This window comes from Paenibacillus sp. Lou8.1 (assembly GCF_024213565.1).
In the GTDB taxonomy this organism is placed as follows: Bacteria; Bacillota; Bacilli; order Paenibacillales; family Paenibacillaceae; genus Paenibacillus; species Paenibacillus polymyxa_B.
Window position 1 is genome coordinate 118,906 of the sequence record NZ_JANAVN010000002.1, and the last position, 12,636, is coordinate 131,541.

The window sequence follows — 12,636 nt, forward strand, 5'->3', positions numbered from 1 at the left end:
GCCTTGTTTAAGGCTTTTCGTGAAATGGAGGAAAGTTACATGTCAGATTTTCAACAAAAATTGCAAAAATATGCCGAGTTAGCCGTTCGGGTTGGCGCCAATGTCCATCCTGGGCAGACACTCATCGTTCATGCACCAATTTTGTCCGCCGAACTCGTGAGACTTATCGTCAAATCAGCGTATACTGCTGGGGCCAAGCTAGTTACAGTAAAATGGAGTGATGAGACTATTACTCGATTACAGTATGAACTAGCTCCTGATGAAACTTTTAATATTGCTCCCAAATGGTACGCAGCCGAAATGACTGAAGAGGTCGAAAATGGCGCAGCAGTACTGCATGTCATTGCAGAAAATCCGGATTTGCTTCAGGGAATTCCGTCCAGCCGAATTACTGCTGCCCAGCGTGTGCGGTCACATGAATTACGTCAATATCGTGAGTATCAAATGGCCGACAAATTCAGTTGGTCTCTGATTGCTTATCCTTCAGCAGAGTGGGCTGCCAAAGTATTCCCTGATCTGCCAGCTTCAGAGCAAATGGATAAACTGTGGGATGCCATTTTCAGCACCGTGCGTGTGGATCTGGATAACCCTGTGGAGGCGTGGAAAGAGCATTTGAAAACCCTTTCCAGCAAAGCTGATATTTTAAATGCCAAACGCTATAAAAAGCTGCATTATCTGGCTCCAGGCACAGACCTCACCATCGAATTGGCAAAAGATCATCTGTGGGTAGCAGCCGAAAGCGTCAACCAACAGGGACATACTTTTGTAGCCAATATGCCTACCGAGGAAGTGTTTACAGCTCCGCTCAAAACGGGAGTGAACGGTAAGGTCAGCAGCACCAAGCCACTTAGCTACAGCGGAAATATCATCGACAACTTTTCATTGACTTTTGAAAATGGACGTATTGTCGATGTACAGGCAGAAACCGGTTTGGAAACTCTTCAGCATCTCGTAGAAATGGATGAAGGTTCACACTATCTGGGGGAGGTTGCTCTCGTACCTCACAAGTCACCTATCTCTGATAAAAATATTTTATTTTATAATACGTTGTTTGATGAAAATGCCTCTAACCACTTGGCCATCGGTAATGCTTATGCATTTAACCTTAAAGGCGGCAAGGATATGACTCAAGAGCAGTTGGCTGCCAACGGCCTGAATTCCAGCCTGACTCACGTCGACTTTATGATCGGTTCAGCTGAAATGGACATTAACGGCGTTACCGAGGACGGTACTGAGGAACCTATCTTCCGTAAAGGAAATTGGGCGATCTAACACGGCAAAAAAGGCTCCCACCGCTTTATGCGTGAGAGCCTTCTTGCTTCTTCCTATAGGCTATGTTAGATCTATTTTACAACGTGTTAATCCAAGAATTCGCTGCAATTCCAAAAACAATTTGTATCACGCTGATGATGAAAAAGACAATAAGACAATTTACAACTCTTCGATTGGTGGTTTGATGCATGGATAAAGATGATTTCACGTAAAACATGCTGCCCAATATTCCTATACACACACCGAAAATCCCCGAAAATAGCAATCCTATAACCAAGCTGACCACGACAAAAGCCCAACTCCAGCCCGGAACTTTACTCACAGGAACATAAGGTTGATTGGACCCAAGATATACACCTTATAACATAAGTTGCAAGTTAAAAAATGGAAAAAAGGTCGCTGATCAGCGACCTTTGAATCTACTTTATTTCGTATGAAGTTAGCTTTAATGTCCAATTTTAGCCTTGTAGGCAAGTGAATATTGGTCAGCCGCTAAAATCGCATCAAGCACATCATCCGCTGTGACAGCAAATGGTAGATTGTGAGCAGTTTCGCCTTCTTTGGTAGCAGCCTGGGCTACCCTGTACAAATCCTCTCGGGAAGCTTCCTGTAGCTTAATGTCTTCCAGCGTGACAGGCAGATCGAGTTTTAGATAAAAGTCAATATACCGCTCCATCTCGGACAAAGGTCTTTTTTCCAAAGCAAGCTGGACTAAGGTGCCAAAAGCTACCTTCTGACCATGTGTCAGGTGATGAATATCCCCTTCCAGAACGGTAAAACCATTGTGAATCGCATGTGCGCCTGCCAAACCGCCGCTTTCAAAGCCCAAACCGCTTAGCAACGTATTGGCTTCGACAACCGCTTCAAGCGCAGGCGTGACGACTTTGCGTTTCACGGATTCATAAGCCTGCAGACCGTAATCGAAAAGAACTTCCTCACACTTGGACGCAATGGCTTCTGCCGCCAAGGTTGGCAAACCACCAGCCATTGTCGTTGCGCGAGCTTCAATGACCGCACGGACCTCAATCCACGTTGCCATGGCATCTGCAATGCCTGAAGAGAGGAACAAGGGCGGCGCTTGAGAAATGACTTTCGTGTCCACCAGGATCAGGCTCGGATTTTTACTGAAAAAGGTATACGTATCAAATGCACCCTCATCGGTGTACAAAACAGATAATGCACTAGTAGGGGCATCTGTAGAAGCAGTCGTTGGAATAATCACAACTGAGGAACCGAGTAGTTCATTAACGGCTTTGGCCGTATCCAGCGTTTTACCACCACCTACACCAATGACAATATCGACCTGGGCGCTTCGTCCCTGATCCGCAATACGGTTGACTTCATTTTTCGATGCTTCCCCTTGAAACTCAATTTTAACCGCCGGAATATCAGCCTGTTCCAGACTTTTTACTACGCGGTCGGCTGCGATCTCCCAAACCAGCTTGTCCGCAATAACCAAGGCGGTATGACCTAATGGCTTAACATACTCACCTGTTTTATCAATCACATTTTTCCCTTGCACATATTTACCTGGACTAATAAATACTTTTTCGCTCATCGTTTAACTCTCCCTTCCAAGTTTGTACAATTTCTATTATACGGTTGAAAGGGCACACATCTCAATTTCGAAACCAAGATCTTCAATCATTTGATGATCAAATGTGACCTCCTGGCCTTCTGTCGTTAAATAATCTCCTACAAAAATTGAATTCGCTGCATACAGGCAGAGCGGTTGTAATGAGCGTAAATTCAACTCTCGTCCACCTGCAACGCGTATTTCTTTGGATGGACAGATGAAGCGGAACAGTGCCAGCACCTTCAAAGCTTGGATAGGTGATATTCGCTTTGCCCCTTCCAACGGGGTTCCAGGGACTGGATTCAAAAAGTTAACCGGAATAGAGTCAGCATCTAACTCCCGTAAGGCATAAGCCATTTGTACGATTTCCTCATTCGTTTCCCCCATCCCGATAATAACGCCAGAGCATGGAGACATTCCATGAGATTGAGCCATTTTCACAGTTTCGACGCGTTGATCGTATGTATGTGTGGTTGTTATCGAAGGATAGTTGGCCTTACTTGTATTTAAATTATGATTGTATCGATGTACCCCAGCCTCTGCCAACCGCCGTGCCTGATCTCCCTTGAGAATCCCTAAACAGGCGCAAATTTTGAGCGGCATCGTGCGATTAATTTCTTGTACTGCCTCAATCACCTGATCCAGCTCTCGATCTGTTGGACCTTTGCCGGAAGCTACGATGCAATACGTCCCTGCTCTCCGCGCTACTGCTTCCCTAGCTCCAGCCAACAGTGATTCCTTGTCCAGCATACTGTACTTGCTCACAGGCGCCGTGGATACGATAGATTGTGAGCAATAACCGCAATCCTCCGGGCACAGGCCACTTTTGGCATTGATGATCATGTTGAGCTTTACTTTTTTTTCATAAAAGTGATGTCGCACCTGAAATGCAGCTTGCATAATCGGTAATAATTCCTCATCGTCGGCTTCCAGTACCTCCATACCTTCTTCCAGCGATATACGGCTGCCTTGGATCGCTTTTTCAGCCAACAAGCCCCAATCTATAACCTCGTTTAGTAAATTCATACTTCTTGCCTCCCAAAATTTAATGATCATGTAAATGGATAAGATTTTCAACGTAGAGGAAGTTCTTTTTTTATTGTCAACCCAAGCGATTGTGTTTAGGTTGACAATAACACGAACATCATATCAATTCATGTCCTTTCTGTAAAGGAGGCAAATTAAAAAGCGACCCCACATCGTTCAAGGTCGCTCTCAAGATTTATTCCGTATTCCGTTATGAGACTCCTGCTTCTTCCAAGATAATAGGCTGTTTTGTCAGCCGAATACGTGAAATCCGCTTGTTTTCAACTTCTTCTACCGTGAACATACATCCCTCAAACACTACAGTCTGGCCAGGCTGTGGAGGAATAACCTCGACATGTGAGTATAGCCAGCCCCCTACCGTATCATAATCCTCATGATCCAGATCCAGTCCAAAGCGATCGTTCACTTCATCAATTAATAACATGCCGTCAATGGAAAATTCCTCGTCATTAATCTGCTCACAACTCGGACGTTCCTGATCGAACTCATCCTGAATTTCACCAACGATTTCTTCCATAATATCTTCCAGTGTTACCATACCCGATGTACCGCCATATTCATCAATCAAAATTGCGATTTGCGTCTTGCTACGCTGCATGCGTTTGAGCAGATCACTAATTTGCGTAGATTCCGGGACAGCAAGAATCGGTCGAATCATCGTACGGGTATCCAGTGTGTTCGCCCGTAGAAGGTCCTTAATATGGATAAAGCCGATAATATGGTCCTTATCTTCGGCGCAGATTGGATAACGGGTTCTCATGCTTTCCGTCGCAATCGCGAGATTTTCTTCTGTGGACTCATTACTGTATAAGCAGATCATCTCAGTTCGCGGAATCATGATTTCCCTGGCGGTCGTGTCGGTAAAATCAAATATATTATCAACAAGCGCCAATTCCGTATTATCAATTAGTCCGCTCTTATTGCTTTCTTTCATCAGAATGCGTATTTCATCTCCGGTATGCGCGGAATCGTCATTTTCAGATACCGGCTCCAGACGGAATAAACGCAGCAGGCTGTTCGCCATTCCATTTAACGCCCATATGAATGGATACATCAACTTGTAAAACCAAGTCATCAGCATGGCTGAATACAGCGTAATGGTCTCAGATTTACGAATAGCTATCGTTTTGGGCGCCAATTCACCCAACACAATATGCAGAATCGTAATAACAATAAATGCAATAACCACGGCAGTACCGTGCACGTATACCGCTCCTAATCCAGCGGCTGTAAATACAGGTTCGATCAAATGTGCGATGGCCGGCTCTCCGATCCATCCTAGTCCCAACGATGCTAGTGTAATACCCAACTGGCAGGCAGACAAATAAGCATCCAAGTTGTGTAACATATTGGCGGCGTACACGGCCTTTTTATTGCCCGCTTCCACCAATGTTTCAATACGGCTGCCTCTGACCTTCACCATGGCAAATTCCGCAGATACAAAAAAACCATTCAATAGTACTAATGCAAAAACAATAAATAAGTTAAACATACTCGGTAAAGGGTCACTCAATATGCTCCCCATCAGCCGTCATTACGGCAGACAGGCGCACCTCCTTCGGATAGTTTCATCATAGACAGAACGGTAACACATCATAAGCAGCGTCAACTTCCCAACACATTCACTCCCTCCGGCTTCCAAAGCCATATTCCGCATAAATGATTAGATCATTCATCAGCTTATATTTAATTATATAACTATACTCTATACAGTCAAACCACAAGCAATGTCAGAAAAAACAGCCCCCCTATCATTTAGGTCATAAAGCTCTCGTTTTCGCCGCTTACCATCAAGAAAGCTACTATATTTGAGAAAGATTATAAACAAAATACATCCCCTGCCGTCTGGCAGAGGATGTAGACTCATATATATGAAGGCATCAGCGAACCGGGGATGCACCCGGATTCCCGATGACGCCGGGATATTGGTACAACAATGGCTCATCAAACGTTGCATAGTCCAGGTTTAGCATCAGCAGAATGGTCCGTTTGCCTGTCGCCGGATCACTAATAATAATGTGATCCCGACCTGCTGCTTCCAGAATGCCTTTGAATATTTTCGCATTCCATTCCCGGTTATTTTCATAGGTCATATAAAAGGTTCCCGTTTTGCCTAAGTTCAAGCGTAAAATATTTTCGATGTATGATTGCTCGTATTGCGGAGTCTGAACCTGCACTACGGTACCCGTTGGTGTCATAGGGCTGCCACTACTTACTTGAGGTGGAAAGCCAGTCATAGGCTGCGGCTGCATGGTTCCCATTGGAGCCATCCCTCTTGGCCATTCGGGATATCCGTTGCCGGAAGCATAAGATACGGGACGGTAAGCTTGCTGTGAAATCATGTAAATTCCTCCTAAAATGGTTTTAATTTAATTCTTCAAGCCATTCTGTAAAGTGTCTAATATACATTAGGACAATCCTGTACAGACGGGCTAAAAAAGCAGTGGGCTTTAAAACGTCCGGTATTGGTCTGGTCATACCAAGTGCCCGGACAGTTTCCTGCTGGTCTAAAAAACCATAATGCATTGGATGCCGGATGTAGCTTTTCTCCATTGATTACACGCTGGGCAAGTCGAATGTCCCGATCACGGGCTTTCTGATAAAAATACCCCTTCTGAGTGGCTTCAAAACCTCCGGGGCTTTGAAACACCATGTCATTCATAAGACGTATCCCCCGGAAATCTAGGCAATTGGATAAAATTCGGTTCACACCGACATTGCCAACCATGAGCATACCCATCTCGCCTTCACCTTCAGCCTCAGCCCGCATCAGCCGGGCGAGGGTCCTTACATCTTCTGAGTTGGTCTTGATTACAGCCACCGCGTCCCCTCCTCGCTTCTCCATCACATACCCTATCGTATGGTACAAATGCCCAATGGGTGACAGTCCAGAAAAATAAAAAAATAGCCCCAAGACTGGGACTACTCATTCAGGCTTTTATTATGGCTCATAAATCATTTTACGCGTCATGCCACCATCTACTACCAGATTCGTGCCTGTTACAAAATCATTGCCGGGTTGTGTCAAATACAGACAAGCCCGTGCGGTGTCCTTAGGGGTTCCTACTCGCCCAGACGGATGCTGTTGATGGTCTTCTGCACGCAGTTGCTCATAATCCCCGGTTTCAATCCACCCTGGACTGATGCAATTGACCTGAATCCCGTCCTTTCCTAGCGATATGGCCATCGCGTGTGTAAGGGCCGCAATCGCTCCTTTGGATGCCGCGTAGGCTTCTGTATCCGGCTCTGACATGAAAGCTCGTGTAGAGGTCATATTGACCACAGAGCCACCTTCTGCGTTTCGTTTCATCACCTTAGCTGCTTCCCTAGTGGCAATAAAACAGCTGCGTACGTTTGTATTTAGAATGTCATCCCATTCTGCTATCGTTAACTCATAAGGAGATTTCCATTTGGACACGCCAGCGTTGTTAATTAGCGTATGAATCGTACCGTATTCTTCTTCCGTGGCACGGATTAGCGCTACAATATCTTCTTCCTTCCGCACATCACAAGGAATAAAAATGGCCTGATAGCCCTCGTTCCGGGCCGCTGCAGCGGCTGCTGCACCCTCCTCCTCATTGTGGTCGGCAAATACAACATGGGCACCCTGAGCAGCGTAGGCAAAAGCGACTTCTTTCCCGATGCCATGCGCCGCTCCTGTTACAATAACAACTTGTCCCTCAAATGACACAAATCATTCCTCCTCTGAACTACACTGTTCTAGTATATATGTACCAAAATGTGCTGTACAAGAAACATCTACAGCCCTCTACCCTGGCATCTCGCAGAAGGCTGTAAATGAATCCAAAAAATAATTAGACTGAATTCTACATTTTAACCTGTTCCAAGCTATAGCGATTAAGACGCTGAAACCCGATATACCTTGTACCCTGAAAAGTAAGCCGTCCCTCATCCCCTTCAGCGCATTGACCATATTCTTCCCCAGATACCTTAAACTCCATCCGGTCGCCACTTTCCACCTCGAAGGTTACGTAATAGAAAGTATAGGTACGAGTCCCTTGTTCCTCCTGCCGCCTCTGTTGGAGATGTGTCCTTCTGGCTGTAATTCGGGAACCGACCGTCAATACAGGCTGCCTTTTATTCCGACTCCATTCCATGACTTCCCTGCCTGCAGACAACACGACAATACCCAACACGACAACGAAAAATACGGGCAGTACCGTGCCCAGCCAATCGAACATCCATAATGACTCAAAACCCATGCACCGCACTCCTCTCCGCCAGGCATTTCACAGGGAAACTACCGGGCATCCTGACCTAACCTAAGCTTTCTATAACAGTATATGTATGTTCCTGCCCAAATTTGATAGCAACCCTTAAGAACGCCAAGAGCCCCCACGGAATTATCCGGGAGGGCTCAAGATATGGCGATATCAGAATGATGCATCGATTTACACATGTACAAGCTGGAGATAACGTTGTGTTTCATCCAGAACTTCATGATTTTCGTCTTCAGCGTAACGCTCTGCACACTGCTTGCAGTCCTCTTCAGTCGTGCAACCATAGGCATCCTGGCAAGTATAACAAAATTGAAGGTAGTATTGGGTTAACATATGATCCTGATTCGCTCTCATGATTATCACTCCTATCGTTGTTTACAGGTTTAGTATAACAGCGGCTTATTTGTTAGTTTGTGATTTTTTTCACATATAGTCGTATAAAATTTAAATTTTTTAAAAATAAAACGCCCTGGGAAAAACACCCCAGGGCAATCACCTTTATAGCGATTATAAAATTCTCCAGTTCGCACCGCCGTCCGTCGTTTTCAGCAGCAGTGACTTTTTGTCATCAAGGCGTTCCAAAAGAAGCCAACCCACCGAAGAAGAAGCGAAACGGAGCTTAACCGATCGTGGGTAGTCTTTTAGCTTCAAAGGTAGCATTTTGTTGCCTGTGAGACTTGTCCACGTCTTCCCCCCATCCATTGTACGGCTCATTCCGGTCTCGGTTATGATCCACCCTTCCTTTTCATTTAGAAACGTACGGCCAGGGATAATAGAATTAATGTTGCTACTCAGACCCAAAGGCACACCGTTCCATTGTGTCCCTGTATCGTTTGTAAACAGTCCGTTATATTTTATGGCCTTATCCCCATAGCAAAGAACCGGAATCCAGTACGAGGCACTGCTCCCTTTCAGAGACTGCTGGGCTTCTGCTTTTGCCTGAGGACAGCCCTGTATTCTGTTAGCTACCGGAGTCCAGGTTTTCCCTTGATTCAAAGTCTTGTACAACTTAACACTGTTATCCAGATTGATCGCTACAAACCCCTGATTGTTGGAAGAAAAGCTCATCCCCGCCAGGCTGCCCCGATCGGGTAAACCTGAGCCTGATTTGTTGGATGTCATACTCGAACTTTGCGCAACTTTATTCCATGTGGCTCCCCCGTCAGTGGTGTGATACAACAGTTTTTGTTGATCCTGCTCATTCAGATTTACATATGCCATGATCCAGCCAGTAGTTGGATTTACATATTGAATCGAGCTCACATGGTCCCCACTTGGAAGCGCTGAAACATCCCAGCTCTGTCCTCCATCTGCTGTTCTCAGAATGACGGTTGCTGTTTTGTCCAAATTTTGACGGACAACCCAACCGTGACGAGAATCAGTGAAACTGATGTCCTTTCCATATTCAAGCTTGTCTTGAAATTGGACGTTTTCGGAGGGGGAAATATTATTCCATGTCTTTCCGCCATCATGAGTATCATAAAGCCGAAGCTCATTATGGGTAACTCCCCAAACTAACCCTTTATTGTTATCAATTAAATGAAAATCCGCTATTCGCGTCTGTACTACATATTTGGCGTTGGGATCGCCCACCTTTGGAGTCACTGGTGGATTAATAGTAATCGTCTGACCCTGGTCATCAGGTTCCTCAATCGGAGGTTTAGTTAACGTATCTGGGGCTTCAGCAGAACAGGCAGTCAGTAGAATTCCCGTCAGCAGCAGTACTCCCCCCAAGAGCGCACGCCAGCGCAGTTTCATTTAAAATCCTCCCTCGATGGCATGCTGTAATCACGTGCCAAAAGCTTATCTGAAACAGAATTATACCATAAACGACTCTATGTGACACTTTTCGCGTAATGGCAAAAAAAACCGGACCCTTCACAAAAGTGCAGGATGCCGGCTCTTTTTATACTAGAATTTATTAAGATTTACGGTTTAACAAACTTTTGTGGTATCCATAGAAGAAATAGATCAACAATCCAAGCAGGAGCCACACAATGAATCCAATCCAGGTGCTAATATGAAGCTGAAGCATCAGACCGATGCAAACCAAAGCACTTAAAAGTGGGAGCAACGGAACCCACGGCACGGTAAAGCCTCTTTTCAAATCAGGGCGTTTCTTGCGCAGAACGATAACTCCTACCGATACCACAGCAAAAGCGAATAGGGTTCCAATACTCGTCAGATTGGTCAGTGCATGTAACGGGAACAATCCACTAGCCAATGCGATAATGCTGCCCACCAGCCAAGTGCTTCGAATTGGCGTTTGAGTTTTAGCATTTATTTTAGATAAAAAAACGGGTAAAAGGCCATCACGTGACATGGAGAAAATTAACCGCGTTTGACCATACAAGAGCACCAATAAAACGGTCGTCATCCCCGCAATCGCACCGACTGAAATCAATCCGGCTACGAAATCCTGATGAATAAAGCGGAGAGCAAACGCAACAGGATCACTTACCCCCAACTGCGTATAAGGTACCATTCCCGTTAGCACAACTGAAACCGCAATATACAGTACTGTGCAGATCGCTAGAGAAGAGATAATACCGATGGGCATATTCCGTTGCGGATTGCGAACCTCTTCGGCTGCAGTTGAGATGGCGTCGAAACCCAGATAAGCAAAAAATACGATTGCCGCAGCACTCAAAACACCAGAAAATCCATAAGGCAAAAATGGTGTCCAGTTGTCAGGCTTAACATAAAAGATACCGATCCCAATAAATAGCAATACAACTCCGACTTTAACACAAACCATTATTAAATTGAATCGGACCGTCTCCTTGGCTCCGAGACTCAGTAACAATGTGATGAGCATAATGATGCACACGGCTGGTAGATCAATAATGGTTCCCTTGGTCGAATCGAAGGCTGCGGTTAAAGCCAGCGGTAAATGTACATCAAATCCAGCCAGCAAGCCTTGAAAGTAAGCAGACCATCCACTACTCACAGAGGCGGCCGCCACTCCATATTCCAGAATTAGGTCCCACCCCAGTACCCAGGCCAAAATTTCTCCAAATACAATATAACTATACGCATAAGCGCTCCCAGCTGCGGGAACTGTAGATGAAAGCTCCGCATAGCACAAGGCTGCTAGTACGCAGGCAATACCTGCAATAACAAAGGAGAGCATCAATCCAGGACCTGCATTTTCTGCTGCTGCCTTGCCAGTAATAACAAAAATCCCGGTACCGATAATACATCCTACACCTAGCATGGTGAGATCAAAGGCACCCATTGTTCTCTTTAAGCGACCTGTAGATCCGCTTTCCTCATGCGGGAGCAGTCCTGTTTTTTTTCGAAATAAGTCCATATGCCGAATCCTCTTTCCATAATTTCATGCGTCAATATCGGTGCTGCAACGCTTTAGTGCGTGTTCTTATCATTCGATTAATTATTAGCGAGCTCGCCTTTGAAGTCAAGGAAAAATGTCATATTTCTTTGCGGTGGGTTAGTATATAGGGTACACTGAGTTGGAAAGATAAATTTTTAAGTAATATCCCAAAATGAAAAGGTATACAACCCGAGAAGGAGATGAGGATTTTATGAGCTTAAAACCTTACAAACGAAGTAGAGTGGCCATTGTCGGCATGGGAGCGGTTGGCACAACAACCGGCTATACCCTACTTCTGCGCCAACGCATGTCAGAACTTGTCTTTATTGATGTCAACGTCAAAAAGGCGAAGGGGGAAATGCTCGATATGAATCATGGGCTTCCCTTTCTCGGTGGTGTCAAAGTGTGGGCAGGTGATTATGAAGACTGCCGTGATGCAGATATCATTATTGTTACAGCGGGCGCTTCACAAAAGCCGGGAGAAACGCGCATTGATTTACTGAAGCGTAATGCCGAAATTTTTGAAAGTATTATTGATAATATCGTCAAGGTCAATACACATGGCATTTTGCTGATCGCAACCAATCCAGTGGACATTCTCTCCTACATCTCTTGGAAACGCAGTGGTTGGCCTTCAAGCAGAGTCATTGGATCAGGAACGTTGCTGGACAGCGCACGCTTCCGCTATCTGATCGGGAAGCAAAAGGGCATCGATCCACGAAGCATCCACGCCCATATTATTGGAGAACATGGTGACTCTGAGTTACCTGTATGGAGCACAGCCAACGTAGCTGGAACTCCGCTGGAACTGGGTGAAGAAACGAAAAATGAAATTTTTGAAAATACCAAGAATGCTGCCTATGAAATTATAGATGCTAAAGGCGCAACTTCTTATGCTATAGGGCTGGCTCTCGACCGAATCGTAGCCGCCATTCTCGGGGACGAGGGGTCGGTACTTAATGTGTCCACCTTGCTGGAAGATTATAACGGAGTATCTGACGTATATTTAGGTGTTCCAAGTATCGTAGATCACAATGGGGTACGTGAAATTTTGGATCTTCCGCTCAATGACGAGGAACGTGCCAGGTTGCTTCAATCTGCGGACAAGCTGAAAGATCAAATTAGCAAAGTTCATATGTAGATCGGGAACATAAAAGCTAAACAAA

At 45.3% G+C, this 12,636-nt stretch carries 12 protein-coding genes; 2 read left to right on the top strand and 10 right to left on the bottom strand.

Translation table 11 applies throughout. The annotated features are described in order from the left end of the window. The first annotated feature begins 39 nt into the window (after window positions 1–39). On the top strand, window positions 40–1,272 hold the full coding sequence (locus tag NLX78_RS03350; protein WP_069289646.1) for an aminopeptidase: 1,233 nt from the start codon (window positions 40–42) through the stop codon (window positions 1,270–1,272). 445 nt (window positions 1,273–1,717) lie between these two features. Here NLX78_RS03350 and NLX78_RS03355 read toward each other — a convergent pair whose 3' ends face one another. The 10 genes from NLX78_RS03355 to bcaP all read right to left on the bottom strand — a co-directional run bounded on the left by NLX78_RS03355 (window position 1,718) and on the right by bcaP (window position 11,449). Continuing rightward, window positions 1,718–2,830, bottom strand: coding sequence for a glycerol dehydrogenase (locus NLX78_RS03355; RefSeq protein ID WP_254349606.1), 1,113 nt, complete (start codon window positions 2,828–2,830; stop codon window positions 1,718–1,720). A gap of 36 nt (window positions 2,831–2,866) precedes the next feature. Next, on the bottom strand, window positions 2,867–3,874 hold the full coding sequence (gene bioB, locus NLX78_RS03360) for a biotin synthase BioB (RefSeq protein ID WP_061828285.1): 1,008 nt from the start codon (window positions 3,872–3,874) through the stop codon (window positions 2,867–2,869). A gap of 211 nt (window positions 3,875–4,085) precedes the next feature. Further along, complete coding sequence (locus NLX78_RS03365) at window positions 4,086–5,387, bottom strand: hemolysin family protein (protein WP_235309727.1); 1,302 nt, start codon at window positions 5,385–5,387, stop codon at window positions 4,086–4,088. Window positions 5,388–5,775: 388 nt separating this feature from the next. Then, a complete protein-coding gene (gene gerQ / locus NLX78_RS03370; RefSeq protein ID WP_235309726.1) occupies window positions 5,776–6,237 on the bottom strand; it encodes a spore coat protein GerQ in 462 nt (153 codons plus the stop codon). A 56-nt stretch (window positions 6,238–6,293) separates the two neighbouring features. Further along, window positions 6,294–6,716: a cell wall hydrolase gene (locus NLX78_RS03375; protein WP_061828283.1), complete on the bottom strand. Its 423-nt coding sequence runs from the start codon at window positions 6,714–6,716 to the stop codon at window positions 6,294–6,296. A gap of 120 nt (window positions 6,717–6,836) precedes the next feature. Beyond that, the gene (locus tag NLX78_RS03380; RefSeq protein ID WP_254349607.1) at window positions 6,837–7,586 is read right to left on the bottom strand and encodes an SDR family NAD(P)-dependent oxidoreductase; all 750 of its coding nucleotides are present in this window, start codon (window positions 7,584–7,586) and stop codon (window positions 6,837–6,839) included. 136 nt (window positions 7,587–7,722) lie between these two features. Continuing rightward, window positions 7,723–8,118, bottom strand: coding sequence for a DUF2500 domain-containing protein (locus tag NLX78_RS03385; protein WP_013371386.1), 396 nt, complete (start codon window positions 8,116–8,118; stop codon window positions 7,723–7,725). 189 nt (window positions 8,119–8,307) lie between these two features. Continuing rightward, the gene (locus NLX78_RS03390) at window positions 8,308–8,490 is read right to left on the bottom strand and encodes a hypothetical protein (protein WP_061828281.1); all 183 of its coding nucleotides are present in this window, start codon (window positions 8,488–8,490) and stop codon (window positions 8,308–8,310) included. A 153-nt stretch (window positions 8,491–8,643) separates the two neighbouring features. Beyond that, complete coding sequence (locus NLX78_RS03395; RefSeq protein ID WP_254349608.1) at window positions 8,644–9,894, bottom strand: WD40/YVTN/BNR-like repeat-containing protein; 1,251 nt, start codon at window positions 9,892–9,894, stop codon at window positions 8,644–8,646. A gap of 163 nt (window positions 9,895–10,057) precedes the next feature. Further along, window positions 10,058–11,449 carry a branched-chain amino acid transporter BcaP gene (bcaP, locus tag NLX78_RS03400; protein ID WP_076295092.1) on the bottom strand — a complete coding sequence of 464 codons (1,392 nt, stop codon included), beginning with the start codon at window positions 11,447–11,449 and terminating at the stop codon, window positions 10,058–10,060. Between the two features lie 232 nt (window positions 11,450–11,681). Here bcaP and NLX78_RS03405 point away from each other — a divergent pair, with 232 nt between their 5' ends. Beyond that, window positions 11,682–12,611, top strand: coding sequence for an L-lactate dehydrogenase (locus tag NLX78_RS03405; RefSeq protein ID WP_013310450.1), 930 nt, complete (start codon window positions 11,682–11,684; stop codon window positions 12,609–12,611). Window positions 12,612–12,636 lie beyond the last annotated feature (25 nt).

Coding starts and splice junctions, on each gene's coding strand:
- NLX78_RS03350 (WP_069289646.1), top strand. CDS start 40: ATGTCAGATTTTCAACAAAAATTGCAAAAATATGCCGAGTTAGCCGTT.
- NLX78_RS03355 (WP_254349606.1), bottom strand. CDS start 2,830: ATGAGCGAAAAAGTATTTATTAGTCCAGGTAAATATGTGCAAGGGAAA.
- bioB (WP_061828285.1), bottom strand. CDS start 3,874: ATGAATTTACTAAACGAGGTTATAGATTGGGGCTTGTTGGCTGAAAAA.
- NLX78_RS03365 (WP_235309727.1), bottom strand. CDS start 5,387: ATGTTTAACTTATTTATTGTTTTTGCATTAGTACTATTGAATGGTTTT.
- gerQ (WP_235309726.1), bottom strand. CDS start 6,237: ATGATTTCACAGCAAGCTTACCGTCCCGTATCTTATGCTTCCGGCAAC.
- NLX78_RS03385 (WP_013371386.1), bottom strand. CDS start 8,118: ATGGGTTTTGAGTCATTATGGATGTTCGATTGGCTGGGCACGGTACTG.
- NLX78_RS03390 (WP_061828281.1), bottom strand. CDS start 8,490: ATGAGAGCGAATCAGGATCATATGTTAACCCAATACTACCTTCAATTT.
- NLX78_RS03395 (WP_254349608.1), bottom strand. CDS start 9,894: ATGAAACTGCGCTGGCGTGCGCTCTTGGGGGGAGTACTGCTGCTGACG.
- bcaP (WP_076295092.1), bottom strand. CDS start 11,449: ATGGACTTATTTCGAAAAAAAACAGGACTGCTCCCGCATGAGGAAAGC.
- NLX78_RS03405 (WP_013310450.1), top strand. CDS start 11,682: ATGAGCTTAAAACCTTACAAACGAAGTAGAGTGGCCATTGTCGGCATG.